Raw genomic sequence first — 20,601 nt, 5'->3', positions numbered from 1 at the left:
GTTACTCGACGGTGGTGAAGTGGAAGACCGCGGCCGAGTTGACATATGTATAGCCTTCGCCAGTTTCTCCACTGCGTTTGTAAACGGGACCGCAATCGGGCCGCCCGAAGATGTTCTCGCTCTGCTCGCACAGCAGGTCGCGATCGACGTAGAATTTCGCGGTGTACATGCGGCTCTTGGAGCGGAATCCCGCGCTGCCATCCTGGCTGATTTGTAGGATGGCCGGCTGACCGCCGGGTTCGAGTTGGCCCTGCATCGTGTGGCCGAGGACGATGGAGGCGAGCGCCTCTCCCTTCACCCGATCCTTTTCGTCGGCGGTGAACCCAAACGGCCATTCGGGCAAGCCGGCCTGGCCCAGAGCGTCCATGATCAGCGCCAAATCCTCGGGGTTGCGGAAATGCGCAAAGGCGATCCGCCAATCCGACAGAGACCGTTCACTGGGTTCAGATCCGGATAAAAGCTGCAAACCCTCGGCGAGTGTCGCGCGCGCTTCCGCCAAGCGATTGGCGCGTGCGTAGGCCGCGGCGAGCATTATCCTGAATTTGCTGACCGCAGGGGCGTCGTCGCGCGTGCGTTCGAGGGTTTCGACGGCCTTGTCGGTGTCCCCGTTCAGGAGAAAGACAAGACCGGCGATTTCCCGGTCGATGGGCGATAGATTGGGGTCGAGCCTCAGCGCCGTTTCGACGGCCGCGACCGCCTCGGTGTGATTACTTGCGAACAGTTGAACGTAGCCCAGCGCGATCTGTGCTTCCGCATCGCCCGGACCGAGCGCGACGGCTCGCTGCGCCGAGGCAATCGCTTCCTCGTAGCGGCGATCCACGACTTGCATGATGCCGAGGATGGCGTAAGGCGACGAAAGGTCCGGGTCGAGCTTCAAGGCAAGGCTTGCCTTCTCATAGGCTCTCTTACGCGCAAGAGCGCTCTGGATTATGTGGTCGAAACTGGAGCGCCAGATATTGACCGTCGCGCGTGCGTCAAAGGCGAAGGCCTCCGCGAAAGCGGGGTCGAGGGCTTCCGCCTTGCCATAAAATGCAAGCGCCTGTTGCAGCCCGTCGCGCTCGCCGCTGCGCGCCGCTTGCTCACCACGCAGAAAATAGTCGTAGGCCTCAAGATTGGACGTCGGCGCGCGGGATAGTCGCTTGGCCTCGGTGGCCGATGGCTTTATGCCGAGCGCGCTTACCAACTCTTGCCTCAGATCGTCCTGAATGGCGAATACATCCGACGCGTTGCGGTCGAACCGGTCGGCCCAGACGCTTTTGCCAGTCGTCATGTCGACGAGTTGCGCATTGATGCGGAGCTCGTCCCCGGCGCGCTGAACGCTGCCTTCGACCAGATAGCGGACGCTGAGCTCGCGCGCCGCGTCCGCAAGGACGACAGGCTTGCCCTTGTAGGCGAAGACGGAATCGCGGGCGATGACGTCTACGCCTGCAAGTTTGGTAAGGTCGGTGATCAGATCCTCGGTGATGCCGTCGGAAATATAGTCCTGCTTTGGATCGCCGCTGAGGTTGGTAAACGGCAGGATCGCGACCGACGTCCGGTCGGAGTTCGAGGGGTGACGCCAATCGTGGCGCCATAGGACGCTTGCGAGCACGGCAACCAGCAATACCGCGATCCCGATTGCCGGCAGGATCATGGCGCGAACGCTGGGCCGCCGGGCGTTTCCGGCAACCGATCCCGCCTTGTTGGAATCGAGCAGGACGCGGTAGACCCGAACCGGGTCGGGAATGTTCTTGAGCCGTCGTTCGCCAAGGCTTGTGAACCCGACATCCGCCTTGTGGACGACGTGATCGAAGGCGGTGCCCGATATGCAGATGCCGCCGGGCTCCGCCATGCCCTCCAGCCGGGCGGCGACGTTGACGCCGTCACCGTAGAGATCGTCGTCCTCGACGATGACGTCGCCGAGGTTCACACCGATGCGGAACCTAATCTTGCGCGCTTCCGGGACAGCCGGATCGTGCTCCGCCATCCGGCGCTGGATCGCCGCGGCGCACTGGACGGCATCGACGACGCTTGCAAACTCGACAAGCGCACCGTCTCCCATGAGTTTGATGATGTGGCCCCGAAACTCCGCCACGGCCGGATCGAACAGCTCGCGGCGACAGATCTTTAGCCGTTCCAGCGTGCCGACCTCCTCATTTCCCATGAGGTTGCTGTAGCCGACTACGTCAGCGGCCAAGATCGCGGTTAGCCGTCGCTCCATGGATGTGCCTTGCGCGTTCGACGCTGGCTCAGGCGATTTGCCGGATGGTGTATTAGAGTCCTATTCCCGAAACCTGAATGTGTCCAGCCGGCAGTCCATCCGGGTATGGGCACTTTCGATAGTGCTGAGCTCGAGCGCCCTGATGAGGCGCGTGACGGATGGGGTATCAGCTTGGGTGTTTAACGAACAGGTCGAAGACCATATCTGGCTTACAAGCTTGACCCTTTGCCGAGCCCGTTAGGTCCAAAAGTGTCATGTCTCCGGGTCGGACAATGAAAAAAATGGCGCGCCCGACAGGATTCGAACCTGTGACCTTTGGAATCGGAATCCAACACTCTATCCAGCTGAGCTACGGGCGCATGCCTGAGGCGAGGTGACTCGCCTGTCCGATTTGTGGTTCTTAGCCTAGGATGCCTTGGGCTTCAATGCGGAAAATGCGTGAGGGGCGGGGATTGTTTGTCGCGCTCGTCTCGACGTGAAGGCCGCGAGACGGATCTCGCGGCCTTGGTGTCTGCGCCGTCAGGCGACCTTCATGGCGCCGGGGCCGGGGATCGCCTTCGGGGGCACCTTGCCGAGAATGATCATGCCGAGCACCTCGTCCTTGGTCACATCCTCCGTGCGCGCGTGGCCGACGACTTGGCCGTTCTTCATGACAGACACGCGGTCGGCGAGATCGAAGACGTCGTGGATGTCGTGGCTGATCAGGAAGATGCCTATGCCTTCCTTCTTCAGCTGCTTGATGAGTTCGCCGACCTGCGCCGTTTCCTGCGGGCCGAGCGCCGCCGTCGGCTCGTCCATGATCAGGATGCGGGCGTTGAAGAGGATGGCGCGGGCGATCGCCACCGACTGGCGCTGACCGCCGGAAAGCGCCTTCACCGGCTCCTTGAAGCGCTTGAAATTGGGGTTGAGGCGCCCCATCACCTCGCGCGCGGACGCTTCCATTGCGACATCGTCGAGCGTGCCCCAGGGGGTGCGCAGTTCGCGGCCGAGATAGAGGTTGGCGGCGGCGTCGACGTTGTCGGCGACGGCGAGCGTCTGGTAGATCGTCTCGATGCCGTATTTCTTGGCGTCGCGCGGATTGCGGATATCGGCTGGCTCGCCGTTGATCAGGATATCGCCGCTGTCGCGCCTGTAGGCGCCCGAGAGGATCTTGATCAGCGTCGATTTGCCGGCGCCGTTGTGGCCAAGCAGTGCCACGACTTCGCCGGGATAGAGGTCCACCGAGGCGTTGTCGACGGCGTGGATGCCGCCGAAGGCAATGGAAATGTTGCGCATTTCCACAAGCGGAGTTGTTTGATCCGTCATTGTCAAATTCCTCTTACTTGGCGCGCTTGCGGTAGACGGTGTCGAGCCAGACGGCGACGACCAGCACGGCGCCGACGACGACGCTCTGCAGCGGCGTGTCGAGGCCGACCAGCACCATGCCCGACTGAAGCGATTGCATGACGAGGGCGCCGAGCATGGCGCCGGCGATCGTGCCGGTGCCGCCGGCGAGCGACGTGCCGCCGATAACGGCGGCTGCGATGGTGTAGAGCTCGTAGGTATCGCCCTGGGAGTTGGTGGCGGCATTGAGGCGGGCGGTGGAGATCGCCGCGGCGATGGCCGCCAGAAGCCCCATCAGCGCGAAGATCCTGACGGTGACCCAGCGGGTCTTGATGCCTGCAAGTTCGGCTGCTTCCGGGTTGCCGCCGATCGCAAAGACATAGCGGCCGAAGCGCAGGCGGGTGGCGATGAAGGTCATGACGATGCCGACGAAGATCGCGATCAGCACCGGAACGGCAATGCCGTAGGGGATGTCGAGGCCCTCATCCGGCCACACGATGTTCTTCGCCTCGGCATATCTGCGGGCGATGGCGATCGGCCAGTAGTAGTTGTTGAACACCAGGATCGCGCCGAGAACGAGAGCGCAGCCCAGCGCCGACAGAAAATACTCCGCCCAAAGCGGACGCCGCGGAAAACCGAAGCGCTTTCTCTGGCGGCGCGAATTGATGATGCCGATCACGATGAAGACGCAGGCGATGACGCCGACGATCCAGCTCCAGGTGGCGCCGATCGAGCCGTCGGCTCCGCCGCCCATGATGCGGAAGTTGGTGTCCATCGGCGCGACCGTCTGGCCGCTGGTGACGAACCAGGTGGCGCCGCGCCAGACGAGCAGCCCGCCGAGCGTCACGATGAAGGAGGGCACCTCGAGGAAGGCGATGATCATGCCCTGGAAAAAACCGATCGCGAGGCCGACCAGAAGGCCGCAGCAGAGCGCGAGGATCCAGGTCATCGAGCTGTCGAAGCCGAGATATTGCGGCAGCACTCTCGCCTGCACGACGCCCATGATCATCCCGGAAATGCCGAGGATAGAACCGACCGAAAGGTCGATGTTACGGGTGACGATGATCATGACCATGCCGGTCGCCATAACGGCGATCTCGGTGGTCTGAACCGAGAGGTTCCAAAGGTTTCGAGGCGTCAGGAAAAGGCCGCCGGTCAACACTTGAAAGCCGATCCAGATGATCAGAAGTGCGCCGACCATGCCGAGCAGACGCGTGTCGATCTCGGTGGCACGCAGGAAGCGCGTGATCGCGCCCGCTTCTGCGTCTCGCGGACCGCTCGATGTTGTGGGATGTGTCGTGTCGGCCATCGCTTTGCCGTTCTCCACTGTTGAGCGCGTGCCTGCGATCCCCAGGGGCAATCGCGGTATCGTCGCCTGTCATAAAAATTCCGCCGTAGCCATCCCCGTCTCAGGCCCGCCGTGGGGCCGGGAACCGGGGGTTGGCTCAATGAAATGCGTGCCGGCAATGCGGCTCGGGCGCGTGAGCATCCTACCACCACATCCGCATTCGACGCCGCAACGGATTGGCCGCTGCGGCGTCGGCATTCTCAAAGGCTCAAGTAAGGCTTACTTGCAAGCGGCAACGGTGCCCGCCTTCACGCCCTGGCAAACTTCCGCCTTGGTGATCCAGCCAGCCTTGACGACGACGTCGAGGTTGTCCTTGGTGATCGCTTCCGGCTTCAGGAAGATCGACTGCATGGCAACGCCCTTCGGGCCGCCCTTGAAGGTTTCAACGCCCTTGATCTTCTCCATCTTCGTGCCCTTGGCGAGCTGGATGGCGATTTCCGCGGCGCGCTTGCCGAGTTCACGCGAGTCCTTCCAGACGGAAACGGTCTGGGTGCCGAGCGCGATGCGGTTCAGAGCGGCCTTGTCGGCGTCCTGGCCGGAAACCGGAACGGAGCCGGCGAGGCCCTGGGCGTCGAGAGCAGCGATCGCGCCGCCCGCGGTGCCGTCGTTGGAGGCGACGACCGCGTCAACCTTGTTGTTGTTGGCGGTCAGGATCTGCTCCATGTTGCGCTGAGCGTTTTCCGGGAGCCAGCCGTCGGTGTAGGCTTCGCCAACCTTCTTGATCTTGCCGGCGTCCATGGCCTTCTTCAGCACTTCGAGCTGGCCGGAGAACAGGAAGTCCGCGTTCGGGTCGGACGAGGAGCCCTTGATGAAGACGTAGTTGCCTTCCGGCTTTGCCTTCAGCACGCCGCGTGCCTGCATGCGGCCCACTTCCTTGTTGTCGAAGGTGATGTAGAAGGCGGCCGGATTTTCGATTAGGCGGTCGTAACCGACGACCGGAATGCCTTCGTCTGCAGCCTTTTCGATGGCCGGGCCGATGGCGTCGCTATCCTGAGCGAGGACGATCAGGGCGTTGGCGCCCTGCGAGATCAGCGATTCGACGTCGGTCAGCTGCTTGGAAGCGGAGGACTGGGCGTCGGCGGAGATGTACTTGGCGCCGACAGATTCGAGAGCCTTCTTGATGGCTGCTTCGTCGGTCTTCCAACGCTCTTCCTGGAAGTTCGACCAGGAGACGCCCACGACGAGGTCCTTGGCGAAAGCCGCCGTCTGCATGGTCAAAACAAGGGCTGCGCCTGCGGCGAGCCGAACAAATGCTTTCATGATTTACCCTCCCGAGATGGATGCGACCGCACGTCCCTGAGGCTCCCGCCGGCCGCCGCGATAGAGCTGACGAGAAAGGTTTTGATTTTTTTCTCGACAGTCGAGAAATTCAGTGTCAGAGATTTTTACCACTGTCAACACCGTGGAACGCGGGGGACGGCGCGCCGGGATCGGAAGGATGAGCCGACCTTCGTTGCGCTGCGGGGAGGGGAGATGAACGGGAGACAGCTTGATGCTGGGCAAGTCGAGCACGGAGCTGGTTCGCCAGAGAAACAGTGCGCTCGTGCTCAAGGCGCTCAGGCGCCACGGGTCGCTCGCCCACACCGAAATATCTGATTATACGAGACTTTCGTCGGCGACCGTATCGGTCATCACCAACGATCTCGAGCGCGCGCAGATCCTTTCGAAGTCGGAGCAGATTGCCGGCGCCGGGCGCGGGCGACCACGCGTGTTGTTCTCGCAGCGGCGGGACTGCGGCTATCTCGCGGTCGTCGTCATCTCCTCAGATGTCGTGCAGTATTCGCTCGTTGACTACGCCGGCACCTTGCTCGACCGGTTCAACGAGGCGCGCTCGCAGAAGGGCGCGGACGCCACCGTTTTTGCAACGGCGATCGCCGAAGGGCTGCGGCGGCTTGCCACGCGTTCACAGATCGCGCCCGACCGTATGTTCATGATTTCCATCAGCAGCAAGGGGGTGGTGGACGGCACCGAGCCCATTCTGCGCTGGTCGCCGATCCTGGGCCGGGAGCAGATCGATTTTGCCGAGGTGCTCAAGGCCGATTGGCCTTCGAAGGTCATTCTCGGCAATGAGACCCTGCTGGTTGCCGCCGCTCTCGGTGAGCGCGAAGAGACCGGGAATGGGAAGGATTTTCGAGCGCTTGCAGCTCTTTCGCTTGGCCACAGCATTGGGCTCGGCATTGTTCGCAGCACCGGCACCGGCGAACACGAGCTTACGGCTCCCAACTTTGGCCATACGCTGCATGTGGCGAATGGCGGCCTTTGCCGTTGCGGATCGCTGGGCTGCGTTGAAGCCTATGCGGGCTTCTATGCCATTCTGCGCGCCGCATTCGGCGTGCCGCTCGACACGATCCCCGCGGCTTTCGTACCCGTGGCGGAATTGGACAAGATCGCGGCAAGCGCACGGCAAGGAAATCGAAGGAACGGGCTTGCTTTCCGCCAGGCGGGTCTGGCGCTCGGCAACGGTTTGTCGCGGGTGCTCAGCCTCAACGAATTGATGCCGATCGTGCTCACTGGTCCGGGGATACGCTATTACGATCTGTTGCGGGAGGGCGTCGAGGAGGGGCTGGCGCAATCGCACGTGGTGCGGATGGAGGGTATGCCGGAGCTGCGCGTGGTGGCCGACGAGGAGGCGCTTGTCTTCGAAGGACATCTCAACCGCGCATTCACAATCATCGACAATGAAATCGTCCTGTCGCGAGCAGCGGCAGCCGCGGAAATGCATCATCGCGCAGGCTGAGGGCAGGTGTCAGGCAGTGGCAGGGGCATTCTCAAGCCGTCGCCTACTGTGATTCGAAGAAAGACGTTCAGAAGGTGGATGCGTTTTTCCACCGACAAGGAAGCTGGTGGGGATCAGCCCTTGCCGCCCCCTCCGCCTTTTCCGCCGCCACCCCCTCCGCCGCCGCCTTTGCCGCCGCCACCGCCTCCACCTTTGCCGCCTCCTCCGCCGCCGCCCTTGCCGCCTTTGCCGCCCTTGCCGCCGGAGCCGTTGGTGCCGCCCTTGCCGCCGTTCTGGCCGCCGCTGAAGTCATCGTCGCTTTCGCTGGCCGCCACCGGGGGCGGGTTCTTGGGCCTGCAGTTGTTCACCGATCGGGATGTCGTGTATCTGCTCGTGCAGGGATCCCCGTGCTTCCGGGCCTCGGCGAGAGCCGGCGCAAGGCCGGCGATCAGAACCACCAGTATGAACTTGAAGAGCGTCCGCATGTCGTTTCCCCCCAGGCACGACATCTAGAGTGGGCCGCGCATGTTCCAACGGAAAGCCGGCAGTTAGGAGACTGGTATCGGCAATTCGATTGATATCGATGCGCCGCCGCGGGGCGCGCGAGGCCGTTCGAAGAAACGACATGGCCGGGCGAGAGGCCCGGCCATGTCGCGGATCGGTACGGGAAAAAGGGAGGAACCGCTACCCGATCCGAACAAGCTTGCCTTCCTTGGCCGATTGCAGCGCCGCATCCGCAAGCCTCAGCGCGGCAAGGCCGTCGGCGCCGGAAGGCGAGATCGTCGCGCCCTTCTCGATCGCAGCGATGAAGCTTGCGATTTCATTGGCATAGGCCTCGGTGTAACGGGTCATGAAGAAATCATGCAGCGGCGGGCGCGTGTAACCGTCGCCGTTGGCGACCTCGATGGAGACCGGCCGTTGATTCTCGGCGGAAACCATGCCTTTGGAGCCGTGCACCTCGATGCGCTGGTCGTAGCCATAGGTGGCGCGGCGCGAGTTCGAAATCATCGCCTGCTTGCCGGACGCCGTCTGCAATAGAATCGAGACGCTGTCATAGTCTCCGGCCTCGCCGATCGCCTTGTCGACCAGAACGGCGGCGGTTGCGCTGACGGCAATCGGCTCCTCGCCAAGCAGGAAGCGCGCCATGTCGAAGTCATGGATCGTCATGTCGCGGAATATGCCGCCCGAGCGCTTGATATAGTCGACAGGCGGCGCGCCGGGATCACGCGAGGTGATGGTCACCATTTCGACTTCGCCGATGCGGCCGTCGTCAATCGTCTTGCGTACCGCCATGAAATGCGGGTCGAAACGGCGATTGAAGCCGACCATCAGCTTCGCGCCGGTCTGATCGACGACCTTGATGCAGGCTTTCACGCGCTCGACATCGAGATCAACCGGCTTCTCGCAGAAAATCGCCTTGCCGGCGCGCGCGAAACGCTCGATCAGGTCGGCGTGCGTATCCGTCGGCGTGCAGATGACAACGGCGTCAATGTCTTTCGCCGTCTCGATCGCTTCGATGGACCGAACCTCGCAACCGTAAGCCGTGGCGATCGCGTCGGCGGCCGCTGGAAATGCGTCCGCAACGGCGACCAATTTTGCGTTCGCTTCGCCGCTCACCGCCTTGGCATGCACCTTGCCAATGCGGCCGGCGCCCAGAAGACCGAATCTCACTGTCATTTCGTCCTCCCAATTCGGAATGAATAAACCGAATTATCACTTACATGGAATTTTCATTCCATTTTCTTGTGCCCGCGTCAAGCCCCGACGGGGTATCGCAATCTCGAAATTCATCTTAAATGAAGGGGCCCTTTGAGGAGAAGACCGACCCATGCAACTGATCGATCCGAATCATCCCGCCTATCGGCCGCTATGGGTACGTCTGCTCGTCGTCGGCGTCTGCCTCGGCTGGGCGATACTCGAAGCGGCTACAGGCACACCGTTTTGGGCAGTCATTGTCGGCGCCCTCGGCATTTACTCGGCCTGGGTGCTGCTTTGGACGTTCAATCCGCAGCCGCCCGAAGAAAAGGTCGTCCTGCCTGAGGAGACTGAAGATCCCAATCCGGAGAATGATCGCCGCGACTGACGCTGGCGTTCACTTCGGACGGCGCGTGGTTCGCGATGCTGGCGTCAAACGCCGCAGCGCCTGGTCGATCAAGAGGTTGGCAATCTTCATGCGTGCCGTCGCATTGTCGCGGAAGGGAAGGGCGATGCCGTCGGGGTGGTTGCCCTTGGCGAAGGCCCGCCGTTTGTCGTTAAGTGTCTGCACGGTATCCGCCTCGGTGATCGCGAGCTCCACTGCAACCTCTTCAGGTGCTGTGCGCGCCAGATGCTGAGGCATCACCGGCTCCGCCGCGACCGGTTCTTCCACAGCCGGCAGTTCGCCTGTCGATGCTGCCGTCCCCGCGAAGGCGAACTCATCGACCTCGAACGTCTCGACATAGGCCTGGTCGGGGCGTGCGGCGGCAACCGATACGCCTTCCCGAACCGCGGCGGCAAAGCCTGAATTCAGCCCGCGAATGCGGAACGACGAGGCTTTGTCCTCTTCCTCGCCCTCAGGCTTCTCCGCCTCGAGGCGGTCGAGGACGGATTGAAATATCGATTGCCCGAACAGCATGTTTCTCTCTCCAGCGTCAACACCCTACGAAGGGAAAATTGAGCCGGGCTTATGGCGAGGCGTCCGTTTCGCCGATCCTAGCGGAAGTCTTTCCTGAAGGTTCCGGTAGATGCTTCGGGTTCTTCGAAGTCGAAATCGTCTTCAATGGCCACACCCGGTGGTCGCTGCTGACCACGGGATTTCATCGACGATCTGACCCATATGAGGGAATTGGCTCAGGTGTTGCCTCAGTCTTTTCAAGCTATCGCTGAAGTGGCTCCCAGCCTGCGGCCTGTGCGCCTTGAGGTAGGTGGCTTCCAATTTCGCATAACTCCTCGCATCCGGGGAGAGAATGACCTTCACGCAGCCGCTCCCTTGACGATCGCCTCGACTTCTTCGATCACCTCGTCAAGATCGTAGCCTTTGCCCGCGTCGACTTCCCGGCGTGCCTTTGCCAGCTCGCGGATTTCCCTGCCTTCCGCTGCCAGATAGGATTTGAGCGCGCGCACGATGACCCAACTGCGAGTGCGCTCGCAAATCGCTGCAATCTCTTCGATTTCGGATAGAACATCCCGCGGCACGCGCATGGTGATCGGGTCGGAAAGGTCACGTTGATCTGACATGGTTATTTCCTCTGTTTGTAATACACGATAACGCTTTGGCCACCGAAAATCAAACCTGCCCAGGTGCGCAAGCGTACCGCTAGGTCCCGCGCCGGCCCTCTTCGAGAATCAGGTCGTAGAGCAGCCGCGCGCTTGGAGGCATGGCGCGCTCCCGGGCGGTGATCAGGCTGTATGGTTTGACATCGATGTCGAAATCGATCGGCAGGATGCAGGCTTCGCCGGCGCGAGACGTCTGGCCGCAGATGAACTCAGCCATATCGACCGCGATCGGCGCGATTGCGTCCGTCTTGCAGACGACGGCGAGCGTCAAGAGCAGCGACGAGGTGTTGACGATATTCTCCGGAAGCGGCACCCCGGCGGCCAGGAAGACGTCCTCGACCCGGCGTCGGAGCAGCGTGCCCGGCGGCTGGAAGACCCAGTCGTGGCCGGGGAGGTCCTTTAGGCTGACGACGCCTTTCTCCAGCAGCGGATGACCGTTGCGCACGATCAGACAGGCCTTCTCCACGCCGAGTTCATGGGCTGCGAAGAGGCGCGGATTGAGTTCGTCCGGAATGCGGCTGATGATGAAATCGTGATGGGCGGCGAGGAGCTCGCGCGCCAGCACATTGCTGGTCTCGACCTGAATGTTGATCGCAATTCCCGGATAGTTCCGCGTCACGCGGCGGATCGCCGGTACGACGAGGCTGATCGCCGGAGCCGTCACGGCGCCGATGTAGACCGAGCCGCCTTTACCAGTGCGCAGCTCGCCGATCTCCCGGCTCGCCTCTCTGAGTTCGAGGAGAATCTTACGGGCGCGCTTTGCGAGCGCCGAGCCGAACGAGGTCAGCACGACGCCACGCGCTATCCGCTCGTAGAGCGGCACCTTGACGATAGCCTCCATCTCCGAGAGCATGCGTGACGCCGCTGGTTGGGAGATCGCCATGGCTTCGGCCGCCGCCGAAATCTGTCCATGATCTTCGATCGCGACAATCATGCGCAGATGGTTAAGTTTCAGTCCTGTGCGTAAAAGCGTGTCATCGCGAAAACTATCGGTATGAATTTCAATACCTTCGCGGGAATATTCGTTGTATGGTTTCTCCATCGCTGCAAAAATCCCTTCGTTGCCGGCTAAAAAGTACGATTTTTTGATACCATATCAAAGATGGTATATGAGGTGCCAGCTATTCTATTTGACAGTTATACGAATTGATTCCAGTTTGCGCGGGTGTGCTGGTAGCAGCTCAACCCGTGTGAGATCGTGGAGGAGACGTACTTCGTTTCTCACAATCTGAAGTAACCATCCATTCTACGGAACCTGCCACAGTTTTCGCGGCGGGCCTTTTTTGGTCCGCTGATTCATTAGCAAAGGGAGAGAGAAGTGAAATCCATTATCTCAATGATGGCCGCAGCGGCGTTTGGCGTCGCTTCGTTCGTGGCGCCTGCACTGGCCGCTGACAAGGGCACGGTTGGCATCGCCATGCCGACGAAGACGTCGCAGCGCTGGATCGCCGACGGCAACAACATCGTCAAGCAGCTCCAGGAAGCCGGCTATTCCACCGACCTGCAGTATGCTGACGACGATATTCCGAACCAGCTCTCGCAGATCGAGAACATGGTAACGAAGGGCGCCAAGGTTCTCGTCATCGCCGCCATCGACGGCACGACGCTTTCCGACGTGCTGCAGAAGGCCCATGACGCCGGCATCAAGGTCATCGCTTACGACCGTCTGATCCGTGATTCGGGCAACGTCGACTACTACGCCACCTTCGACAACTTCAAGGTCGGCGTTCTCCAGGCTACCTCGATCGTCGACTCGCTCGGCCTCAAGGATGGCAAGGGCCCGTTCAACATCGAGCTTTTCGGCGGTTCGCCGGACGACAACAACGCCTTCTTCTTCTATGACGGCGCAATGTCTGTCCTGAAGCCCTACATCGACAGCGGCAAGCTGGTCGTGAAGTCCGGCCAGATGGGCATGGACAAGGTCGGCACGCTGCGTTGGGACGGTGCCGTCGCCCAGGCTCGCATGGATAACCTCCTGTCGGCCTACTACACCGACGCCCACGTCAACGCCGTTCTGTCGCCCTACGACGGTCTCTCCATCGGCATCATTTCCTCGCTCAAGGGCGTAGGCTATGGCACCAAGGACCTGCCGCTGCCGATCATCTCCGGCCAGGACGCTGAAGTCCCGTCCGTCAAGTCGATCATCGCAGGCGACCAGCATTCGACGATCTTCAAGGACACCCGCGACCTCGCAAAGGTCACGGTCGGCATGGTCAACGCGCTGATGGAAGGCAAGACGCCGGAAATCAACGACACGAAGACCTACGACAACGGCGTCAAGGTCGTTCCGTCCTTCCTGCTGACCCCGGTTGCCGTCGACAAGACCAACTACGAGAAGATCCTCGTGGAAGGTGGCTACTACACGGCCGACCAGCTGAAGTAATTTCGGCAAATATTTTCCGGTCAGGGCCCGTTTCGCGGGCCCTGACTTTCTCATATTCTGACGAACGCCGGGCTCTTCAACCTCTGGCTCCGGCGCTGGATACCGACCATGGACAATACCATCCTGGAAATGCGCGACATCACCAAGTCGTTCCCCGGTGTGAACGCGTTGGAGAACGTCAATCTCAAGGTGCGGCAGGGCGAGATCCACGCACTTGTAGGCGAGAACGGCGCCGGCAAATCGACGCTGATGAAGGTTCTCTCCGGCGTCTACCCCGCGGGCAGCTACTCCGGTGACATCCTCTACGAAGGGGACGTCCGCCAGTTCAAGACCATCAAAGATTCCGAAGAAATCGGCATTATCATCATCCACCAGGAGCTGGCGCTCGTGCCGCTTCTGTCGATCGCCGAAAACATCTTCCTCGGCAACGAGATCGCCGCCAAGGGCATGATCGATTGGCACGCGACATTCAATCGCACCAAGGCCTTGCTCGGCAAGGTAGGCTTGAAGGAATCTCCGAACACGCTCGTGACCGACATCGGCGTCGGCAAGCAGCAGCTCGTCGAGATCGCCAAGGCCCTGTCGAAGAGCGTCAAGCTTCTCATCCTCGACGAGCCTACCGCATCCCTTAACGAGCGCGATTCCGACGCGCTGCTCAATCTGCTGATAGAGTTCCGCCGGCAGGGCATCACCTCGATCATCATCACCCACAAGCTGAACGAAGTTCGAAAGGTGGCCGATTCGATCACGGTTCTGCGCGACGGCATGGCGGTGAAGACGCTCGACTGCCAGAAGGAAGATGTCAGCGAAGACATCATCATCCGCAACATGGTGGGCCGCGAACTTGCCGACCGCTATCCGCCGCGCTCCGTGCCGATCGGCGAGACGGTCCTTGAGGTCCGCAACTGGAACGCCTTCCACCAGCAGCACCGCGACCGGCAGGTCCTCCACGACATCAACGTCACCGTTCGCCGTGGCGAGGTCGTCGGCGTCGCGGGCTTGATGGGCGCCGGCCGCACCGAGTTCGCCATGAGCGTTTTCGGCAAGTCGTACGGCCACAAGATCAGCGGCGAAGTCCTCATCGACGGCAAGCCTGTCGACGTCAGTACGGTGCGCAAGGCGATCGATGCGGGCCTTGCCTACGTCACCGAGGATCGCAAGCAGCTCGGCCTGGTGCTCAACGACAACATCATGCACAACACCACGCTTGCCAACCTCATGGGCGTTTCGAAGGCGACCGTGATCGACGATATCCGCGAGCTGCAGGTTGCCACCAACTACCGCGCCAAGCTGCGCATCCGTTCGTCGGGCGTCTTCCAGGAAGCCGTGAACCTGTCGGGTGGCAACCAGCAGAAGGTGGTGCTGTCGAAGTGGCTGTTTTCCGACCCCGAGGTCTTGATCCTCGACGAACCGACCCGCGGCATCGACGTGGGTGCCAAATATGAAATCTATTCCATCATCAACCAGCTCGCCGCCGACGGGAAAGGCGTTCTGATGATATCATCGGAAATGCCCGAACTTCTCGGCACGTGCGACCGCATCTACGTCATGAACGAAGGACGCATCGTTGCGGAACTGCCGAAGGGAGAGGCGAGCCAGGAAACCATCATGCGCGCTATCATGCGCTCAGGGGAGAAAAGACAATGAGTACGGCCAACCCAGCCACCGAAGAGAGCAACGTCATCTCCGTCGGCGATTATATTCGCAACAACATTCGCGAATACGGCATGCTGATCGCGCTTGTCGTCATCATGGTGTTCTTCCAGCTCTATACGGGCGGGATTCTGTTCAAGCCGGTTAACCTGACGAACCTTGTGCTTCAGAATTCCTTCATCGTGATCATGGCGCTCGGTATGCTGCTCGTCATCGTGGCGGGGCATATCGACCTGTCGGTCGGCTCGATCGTCGCCTTCGTCGGTGCGCTCGCGGCCATCTTCACCGTGAAATTGCAGATGAATTTTCTGGTCGCGGCGCTCGCCTGTCTGATAATCGGCGGCTTGATCGGCGCGGCGCAGGGCTATTTCATTGCCTATCACCGCATCCCTGCCTTTATCGTGACCTTGGCCGGCATGCTGGTCTTCCGTGGCTTGACGCTAACCGTGCTCGGCGGCACGAACATCGGACCCTTCCCTGCCGACTTCCAGCTGATCAGCACCGGCTTCATTCCCGATATCGCCGACATCGGCGGGCTGCATTCCACCTCGCTCATCCTGTCGGTTCTGCTCGCCGTACTGCTCTTCGTGCTGGCTTGGCGGCGCCGCGTCGTCAACGAGAGCCACGGCATCGACGTCGAGCCCTTCAGCTTCTTCCTGGCGCAGAACCTTCTCGTCTCAGCCGCGATCCTGTTCTTCGGGTACATGCTGTCGACGTACAAGGGCTTCCCGAACGTCCTGATCGTCATGTTGGTGCTGATCGCGGCCTATGCGTTCGTGACACGCCGTACGACGATCGGCCGGCGCATCTACGCCATGGGCGGCAACTCGAAGGCGGCGAAGCTTTCCGGTATCAACGTCGAACGCCTGACCTTTTACACCTTCGTCAACATGGGCGTGCTCGCGGGCCTCGCTGGCATGATCATCGCTGCTCGCCTGAATTCGGCGACGCCGAAAGCGGGTGTCGGCTTCGAGCTCGACGTGATCGCAGCCTGCTTCATCGGCGGCGCGTCGGCCTCGGGTGGCGTCGGCAAGATCACCGGCGCGGTTATCGGCGCGTTCATCATGGGCGTCATGAACAACGGCATGTCGATCATCGGTCTCGGCATCGACTTCCAGCAGATGGTCAAGGGCCTCGTGCTGCTCGCTGCCGTCTTCTTCGACGTCTACAACAAGAACAAGGGCTGAGCGCGAAAGCGCTCCGTCCCCGATTTTGCGGCCAGGGGCATGACGGAAGCCGGCTCTCCAAGGGAGCCGGAAGGATCGATTATTTCCGCAGCCTATCAATCACAGAAATAGAGCACGATCGCGTCCGAAAGCGCTTCACATTTTTCGGCCTCAGGCTCTAGAGACAAGGATGGAACCCATGCTCATTTCTCAGATCAGCGGTCCCGGCGGCGAGATCGTCGTTGCGGTTCGCAAGGCGCCGGGCGTGGCCGCAAAGGCCGTGCTCAACGCCCGGAGCGTCTATGCGCTGGCGATGGAAGCCGCCGATGCCGGCAAGTCGCTGGTTTCCGTTATCGAGGCCCATGGTCTCGGTGATGAGGTCGATCTCGAAAAGGCCTATTCCCAAGGTCGTTTTCTGCCGCCGATCACCCATCCGGACGCCGCCCACCTTCATCTGACGGGAACTGGACTGACCCATCTCGGTTCCGCCGCCACGCGCGACAGCATGCACAAGAAGGCGACGGAAGCTGCCGAGGAAACGCTGACCGACTCCATGAAGATGTTTCGCATGGGGCTCGAAAACGGCAAGCCGAAGGCCGGCGAGACCGGGGTGCAGCCGGAATGGTTCTACAAGGGCAACGGCCATGTCGCGACAGCACCGGGTGCTGCGCTCGTTTCTCCTTCCTTCGCGCTTGACGGCGGCGAGGAGCCGGAAATGGCCGGCATCTATGTGATCGCGACGGATGGCTCGCCGTTCCGCGTCGGCTTCGCACTTTCGAACGAGTTCTCCGACCACGTCACCGAGCGGATCAACTATCTCTATCTCGCCCATTCCAAGCTTCGCCCCGCGAGCTTCGGTCCGGAAATCCGCATCGGCACGCCGCCGGAGGATATTCGCGGCACCTCGCGCATCCGCCGCGGCGACAAGGTGATTTTTGAAAAGCCCTTCCTTTCGGGCGAAACGAACATGTCCCACACTTTCGCCAACCTTGAATACCACCACTTCAAGTACGGTCTCTTCCGTGCGCCTGGCGACGTTCACGTCCATATGTTCGGTACGGCGACGCTCTCCTTTGCCGAAGGCATCAAGCCGGAGGCGGGCGACGTATTCGAAATCGAAGTGGCCGATTTCGGACTGCCGCTGCGCAACCCGCTTAAGGTTGCCGACGAGGAGAAGGTGGCGGTTCGCCAACTCTAATCTTTAAAGAAGCCGGCGCCACCGCCGGCTTTTCCGTCAAGACGATAAGGAGGCTTCGAGCCCATGACCATCCATCAGAACCTGATCGCCGGCGAATGGACCGGCACGAACGGTGTCGAAAACGTCAATCCGTCGAATACCAACGAAGTCGTCGGCCTCTATGCCAGCGCCGATGCGCGGGACGTCGCCGAGGCGATCGCCGCGGCCAAGGCTGCGTTTCCCGCCTGGTCGCGCTCCGGCATCCTCGAGCGCCACGGCATCCTGCGCAAGACGTCCGACGAGATCCTGGCGCGCAAGGACGAGCTTGGCGCATTGCTGGCGCGCGAAGAGGGCAAGACCCTTCCCGAGGCGATAGGCGAGACGATCCGCGCGGCGCAGATCTTCGACTTCTTCGCGGGCGAGGCGCTCCGGCTTGCCGGCGAGATGCTGCCGTCGGTGCGTCCGAACATCGGCGTCGAAATCACCCGCGATCCGCTTGGGGTGATCGGCATCATCACGCCCTGGAATTTCCCGATCGCCATCCCCGCTTGGAAAATCGCGCCGGCGCTCTGCTACGGCAATACCGTCGTCTTCAAGCCCGCCGAACTCGTGCCTGGCTGCTCCTGGGCGATCGTCGATATCCTCAACCGCGCAGGCCTGCCGAAGGGCGTGCTCAACCTCGTCATGGGCAAGGGCTCCATCGTCGGTCAGGCGATGCTCGACAGCCCGGATCTTTCCGGCATCACCTTTACCGGGTCGACCGGCACGGGCAAGCGCGTCGCGCTCGCCTCGATCGAGCACAACCGCAAATTCCAGCTCGAGATGGGCGGCAAGAACCCGATGATCGTGCTCGATGATGCCGACCTCACCGTCGCAGTCGAAGCCGCCGCCAACTCCGCCTTCTTCTCGACGGGCCAGCGCTGCACGGCGTCGTCGCGCCTCATCGTCACCGAAGGCATCCACGACAAGTTCGTGGCCGCGATGACGGAAAAGCTGAAGGGCCTCAACGTCGACAACGCCCTGAAGTCGGGGACCCATATCGGCCCTGTCGTCGACGAGCGGCAGCTGAAGACCGACACCGACTATATCGCGATCGGCAAGCAGGAAGGCGCCAAGCTGGCTTACGGCGGCGAAGTCGTCAGCCGCGACACGCCCGGCTTCTACCTTCAGCCGACGCTCTTCACCGAAGCGACCAACCAGATGCGTATTTCCCGCGAGGAAATCTTCGGACCGGTTGCAAGCGTCATCCGCGCGAAGGACTACGAGGAAGCGCTGGCTCTGGCCAACGACACGCCGTTTGGCCTTTCGGCCGGCATCGCGACCACCAGCCTCAAGCATGCGACGCATTTCAAGCGCAACTCGGAAGCTGGAATGGTGATGGTCAACCTGCCGACGGCGGGCGTCGATTTCCACGTCCCCTTCGGCGGCCGCAAGGGTTCGTCCTTCGGCTCGCGCGAGCAGGGCAAGTACGCGGCCGAATTCTTCACCACGGTGAAGACTGCCTACACGCTTGCCTGATCGAATGGCGGACCGGCTTCTGCCAGTCCGCGCTCCAACCGTCGTTTTCAGACGTTCGAGAGTGCATTTTCAGGGGCGGGCTGCCGCGGGTCAGCTTTGGCTCTGCACCTGCCCTTGGCGCTCGACGCTGAGGCTCACCGTCAATTGTTCTCCCGGTCGCCCGATGCGCATCCCCGAAACCGGTGCGGCATCCCGATAGCTAAGGCCGGTGGCGATGCGCACGTAGCGCTCGTCCGGGCATACGCAATTGGCCGGATCGAAGCCGACCCAGCCGAGCCCGTTGACATAGGCTTCCGCCCAGGCATGCGTCGCCGTCTGCTCGACGGTCTCCATCAGGAGGTAGCCGGACACATAGCGGGCAGGGATGCGCATGGCGCGCGCGGCGGCGATGAAGATGTGGGCGTGGTCCTGGCAAACGCCGCTTTTTGCTTCCAGCGCCTCCTCGGCCGTCGTCTCGATGTCGCTGCTGCCGGGCTTGTATTCAACGGCCGCGTGGATCGCCTCCATCAGGCCATGCATCCGCGCAAGCTCGTTGTCACCGGCGATGCCGCTGACGAGCTGCTGCGTTCGCGTTCCGATCTCGGTCAGCGGCGTATCGCGCAGGAACAGCCATAGCGGACAGAAGGTCGCGTGTGCGCCGACAACGCCATCGCGGTTCTCCGTCTCGACTTCGCCTGTCGCGACGATACGGGTGGTGCTCTGCGCGCCGTCCAGGGAAACGAGATTGACGTGATTGCCGAACTGGTCGTCATACTCGACCTCCGGATGCGCACCCTCGACGGTCAGCTTCCAGTCGAGCACGCTCTGCCCGCCACGGTTAAGAGGCCGCAACCTAAGGCGCTGCAGCGAGAATACCGCAGGCTCGTCATAACGGTATTCGGTGATGTGGCTGATCTTCAGGCGCATGGGTTCACTCACTCGTTGAAACGGTAACCGTTTGAAATTTCGGCGCCGAGCCTGTTGTTTTGCGAGACGAAGTCGTCCAGGAACTCATGCAGCCCCTTGTCCATGATGTCCTTGACGTTGCCGTTCTGCAGCGTCGCAAGGATGGCGTCCGCCGTATCGTGGGCCGCAAGGCGTTCGCCGTATTGCCGGGAGAGATAGCCGAGATTGGCGACGATCTTCTCGTAGCAATAGGCAAGCGACCGCGGCATCTGTCCGTTGAGGATCAGGAAGTCGGCGATATTGGCCGGCCGATAGTCAGGTTCGTAGACCCAGCTGTAGGAGCGGTGCGCCGAGACCGAGCGCAGGATCGATTCCCACTGCACATTGTCGAGGGAGGAGCCGACCGCCGAGACGGATGGGAGGAGTACGTAGTATTTGACGTCGAGGATGCGGCTCGTATTGTCGGCCCGCTCGATGAACGTACCGATGCGGGCGAAGTTGTAGAGCTCGTTGCGGAGCATGGAGCCGTGGAACGCGCCGCGGATAAGGCCCGCACGGCGTTTGATGGTGTCGATGGTCTCTGGCATTTCTGCCGGCTTCAGGGGTTTGTCGAGCAGCGCCCTCAAATCGATCCAACACTCGTTGGTTGCCTCCCAGGTCTCGCGCGTCAGGGCCGTGCGCACCATGCGGGCGTTGTTGCGCGCAAATTCGATACAGGACAAAACGCTCGAAGGGTTGGAGCCGTCGCGCATCAGGTAGTCGATCGCGTTGGCGCCGGTCAGCTGGCCGTGGCCCTCGTCGTAAGCGTCGCGGACGCCGGCACTCTGCAGGACGCCGTCCCAGTCGTCTTCGACCGCATCGCTGCGCGTCAGCGACATGCGCAGGCCCGCGTCGACGAGACGGGCGATATTTTCGGCACGTTCGATGTAACGGAACATCCAGTAGAGGCCGTTGGCGGTTCTTCCAAGCATGTCCGT

18 protein-coding genes and 1 tRNA gene are annotated in these 20,601 nt (G+C 61.6%); 7 read left to right on the top strand and 12 right to left on the bottom strand.

Going from position 1 to position 20,601, the window contains the following annotated elements:
* Nucleotide 1 precedes the first annotated feature (1 nt).
* The 5 genes from AB4048_RS02370 to xylF all read right to left on the bottom strand — a co-directional run bounded on the left by AB4048_RS02370 (nt 2) and on the right by xylF (nt 6,131).
* Nucleotides 2-2,200 carry an adenylate/guanylate cyclase domain-containing protein gene (locus AB4048_RS02370; protein WP_442200308.1) on the bottom strand — a complete coding sequence of 733 codons (2,199 nt, stop codon included), beginning with the start codon at nt 2,198-2,200 and terminating at the stop codon, nt 2-4.
* 282 nt (nt 2,201-2,482) lie between these two features.
* Nucleotides 2,483-2,559 (bottom strand) — tRNA-Arg (locus tag AB4048_RS02365).
* Between the two features lie 160 nt (nt 2,560-2,719).
* Complete coding sequence (locus tag AB4048_RS02360; RefSeq protein WP_442200307.1) at nt 2,720-3,505, bottom strand: ATP-binding cassette domain-containing protein; 786 nt, start codon at nt 3,503-3,505, stop codon at nt 2,720-2,722.
* Nucleotides 3,506-3,518: 13 nt separating this feature from the next.
* Entirely contained in the window at nt 3,519-4,832 is a 1,314-nt protein-coding gene (locus tag AB4048_RS02355) for a sugar ABC transporter permease (RefSeq protein WP_442200306.1), read from the bottom strand.
* 258 nt (nt 4,833-5,090) lie between these two features.
* Nucleotides 5,091-6,131: a D-xylose ABC transporter substrate-binding protein gene (gene xylF / locus AB4048_RS02350; protein ID WP_442200305.1), complete on the bottom strand. Its 1,041-nt coding sequence runs from the start codon at nt 6,129-6,131 to the stop codon at nt 5,091-5,093.
* 232 nt (nt 6,132-6,363) lie between these two features.
* Between xylF and AB4048_RS02345 the strand changes: the two genes are divergently transcribed.
* Nucleotides 6,364-7,608, top strand: coding sequence for an ROK family protein (locus AB4048_RS02345; RefSeq protein WP_442200304.1), 1,245 nt, complete (start codon nt 6,364-6,366; stop codon nt 7,606-7,608).
* Between the two features lie 113 nt (nt 7,609-7,721).
* Here AB4048_RS02345 and AB4048_RS02340 read toward each other — a convergent pair whose 3' ends face one another.
* Both AB4048_RS02340 and iolG read right to left on the bottom strand, forming a co-directional pair.
* Nucleotides 7,722-8,072, bottom strand: a complete 351-nt coding sequence (locus AB4048_RS02340; protein ID WP_442200303.1) for a hypothetical protein — start codon at nt 8,070-8,072, stop codon at nt 7,722-7,724.
* Between the two features lie 199 nt (nt 8,073-8,271).
* Nucleotides 8,272-9,264, bottom strand: coding sequence for an inositol 2-dehydrogenase (iolG, locus tag AB4048_RS02335; protein WP_442200302.1), 993 nt, complete (start codon nt 9,262-9,264; stop codon nt 8,272-8,274).
* A 151-nt stretch (nt 9,265-9,415) separates the two neighbouring features.
* Between iolG and AB4048_RS02330 the strand changes: the two genes are divergently transcribed.
* Complete coding sequence (locus tag AB4048_RS02330) at nt 9,416-9,670, top strand: hypothetical protein (protein WP_442200301.1); 255 nt, start codon at nt 9,416-9,418, stop codon at nt 9,668-9,670.
* A gap of 9 nt (nt 9,671-9,679) precedes the next feature.
* Here AB4048_RS02330 and AB4048_RS02325 read toward each other — a convergent pair whose 3' ends face one another.
* From AB4048_RS02325 to AB4048_RS02315, 3 genes are all read right to left on the bottom strand, one after another.
* Entirely contained in the window at nt 9,680-10,201 is a 522-nt protein-coding gene (locus AB4048_RS02325; RefSeq protein ID WP_442200300.1) for a hypothetical protein, read from the bottom strand.
* Nucleotides 10,202-10,539: 338 nt separating this feature from the next.
* Nucleotides 10,540-10,767, bottom strand: a complete 228-nt coding sequence (locus AB4048_RS02320) for a CopG family ribbon-helix-helix protein (RefSeq protein WP_442200473.1) — start codon at nt 10,765-10,767, stop codon at nt 10,540-10,542.
* Nucleotides 10,768-10,882: 115 nt separating this feature from the next.
* A complete protein-coding gene (locus tag AB4048_RS02315) occupies nt 10,883-11,884 on the bottom strand; it encodes a LysR family transcriptional regulator (protein WP_442200299.1) in 1,002 nt (333 codons plus the stop codon).
* A 276-nt stretch (nt 11,885-12,160) separates the two neighbouring features.
* Between AB4048_RS02315 and chvE the strand changes: the two genes are divergently transcribed.
* From chvE to AB4048_RS02290, 5 genes are all read left to right on the top strand, one after another.
* The gene (gene chvE, locus AB4048_RS02310; RefSeq protein WP_442200298.1) at nt 12,161-13,225 is read left to right on the top strand and encodes a multiple monosaccharide ABC transporter substrate-binding protein; all 1,065 of its coding nucleotides are present in this window, start codon (nt 12,161-12,163) and stop codon (nt 13,223-13,225) included.
* A gap of 108 nt (nt 13,226-13,333) precedes the next feature.
* On the top strand, nt 13,334-14,872 hold the full coding sequence (gene mmsA, locus AB4048_RS02305; RefSeq protein WP_442200297.1) for a multiple monosaccharide ABC transporter ATP-binding protein: 1,539 nt from the start codon (nt 13,334-13,336) through the stop codon (nt 14,870-14,872).
* On the top strand, nt 14,869-16,065 hold the full coding sequence (gene mmsB / locus AB4048_RS02300) for a multiple monosaccharide ABC transporter permease (RefSeq protein WP_442200296.1): 1,197 nt from the start codon (nt 14,869-14,871) through the stop codon (nt 16,063-16,065). The genes mmsA and mmsB overlap by 4 nt, the downstream gene beginning before the upstream one ends.
* Nucleotides 16,066-16,243: 178 nt before the next feature.
* On the top strand, nt 16,244-17,242 hold the full coding sequence (gene araD1 / locus AB4048_RS02295; protein WP_442200295.1) for an AraD1 family protein: 999 nt from the start codon (nt 16,244-16,246) through the stop codon (nt 17,240-17,242).
* 63 nt (nt 17,243-17,305) lie between these two features.
* Nucleotides 17,306-18,739, top strand: coding sequence for an aldehyde dehydrogenase family protein (locus AB4048_RS02290; protein ID WP_442200294.1), 1,434 nt, complete (start codon nt 17,306-17,308; stop codon nt 18,737-18,739).
* A 90-nt stretch (nt 18,740-18,829) separates the two neighbouring features.
* Here the strand turns inward: AB4048_RS02290 and AB4048_RS02285 are convergent, their stop codons facing one another.
* Nucleotides 18,830-19,645, bottom strand: coding sequence for a transglutaminase family protein (locus AB4048_RS02285; protein ID WP_442200293.1), 816 nt, complete (start codon nt 19,643-19,645; stop codon nt 18,830-18,832).
* 8 nt (nt 19,646-19,653) lie between these two features.
* Nucleotides 19,654-20,595 carry an alpha-E domain-containing protein gene (locus tag AB4048_RS02280; RefSeq protein ID WP_442200292.1) on the bottom strand — a complete coding sequence of 314 codons (942 nt, stop codon included), beginning with the start codon at nt 20,593-20,595 and terminating at the stop codon, nt 19,654-19,656.
* Nucleotides 20,596-20,601: the final 6 nt, after the last annotated feature.

Source organism: Rhizobium sp. RAF56 (genome assembly GCF_052113965.1).
In the GTDB taxonomy this organism is placed as follows: Bacteria; Pseudomonadota; Alphaproteobacteria; order Rhizobiales; family Rhizobiaceae; genus Rhizobium.
This window is presented reverse-complemented; position numbering and strand designations above follow the sequence as displayed.

Excerpts from the sequence above, each read along its gene's own strand:
- AB4048_RS02370 (WP_442200308.1), bottom strand. The coding sequence starts at position 2,200 with ATGGAGCGACGGCTAACCGCGATCTTGGCCGCTGACGTAGTCGGCTAC.
- AB4048_RS02360 (WP_442200307.1), bottom strand. The coding sequence starts at position 3,505 with ATGACGGATCAAACAACTCCGCTTGTGGAAATGCGCAACATTTCCATT.
- AB4048_RS02355 (WP_442200306.1), bottom strand. The coding sequence starts at position 4,832 with ATGGCCGACACGACACATCCCACAACATCGAGCGGTCCGCGAGACGCA.
- xylF (WP_442200305.1), bottom strand. The coding sequence starts at position 6,131 with ATGAAAGCATTTGTTCGGCTCGCCGCAGGCGCAGCCCTTGTTTTGACC.
- AB4048_RS02345 (WP_442200304.1), top strand. The coding sequence starts at position 6,364 with ATGCTGGGCAAGTCGAGCACGGAGCTGGTTCGCCAGAGAAACAGTGCG.
- AB4048_RS02340 (WP_442200303.1), bottom strand. The coding sequence starts at position 8,072 with ATGCGGACGCTCTTCAAGTTCATACTGGTGGTTCTGATCGCCGGCCTT.
- iolG (WP_442200302.1), bottom strand. The coding sequence starts at position 9,264 with ATGACAGTGAGATTCGGTCTTCTGGGCGCCGGCCGCATTGGCAAGGTG.
- AB4048_RS02330 (WP_442200301.1), top strand. The coding sequence starts at position 9,416 with ATGCAACTGATCGATCCGAATCATCCCGCCTATCGGCCGCTATGGGTA.
- AB4048_RS02325 (WP_442200300.1), bottom strand. The coding sequence starts at position 10,201 with ATGCTGTTCGGGCAATCGATATTTCAATCCGTCCTCGACCGCCTCGAG.
- AB4048_RS02320 (WP_442200473.1), bottom strand. The coding sequence starts at position 10,767 with ATGCGCGTGCCGCGGGATGTTCTATCCGAAATCGAAGAGATTGCAGCG.
- AB4048_RS02315 (WP_442200299.1), bottom strand. The coding sequence starts at position 11,884 with ATGGAGAAACCATACAACGAATATTCCCGCGAAGGTATTGAAATTCAT.
- mmsA (WP_442200297.1), top strand. The coding sequence starts at position 13,334 with ATGGACAATACCATCCTGGAAATGCGCGACATCACCAAGTCGTTCCCC.
- mmsB (WP_442200296.1), top strand. The coding sequence starts at position 14,869 with ATGAGTACGGCCAACCCAGCCACCGAAGAGAGCAACGTCATCTCCGTC.
- araD1 (WP_442200295.1), top strand. The coding sequence starts at position 16,244 with ATGCTCATTTCTCAGATCAGCGGTCCCGGCGGCGAGATCGTCGTTGCG.
- AB4048_RS02290 (WP_442200294.1), top strand. The coding sequence starts at position 17,306 with ATGACCATCCATCAGAACCTGATCGCCGGCGAATGGACCGGCACGAAC.
- AB4048_RS02285 (WP_442200293.1), bottom strand. The coding sequence starts at position 19,645 with ATGCGCCTGAAGATCAGCCACATCACCGAATACCGTTATGACGAGCCT.
- AB4048_RS02280 (WP_442200292.1), bottom strand. The coding sequence starts at position 20,595 with ATGCTTGGAAGAACCGCCAACGGCCTCTACTGGATGTTCCGTTACATC.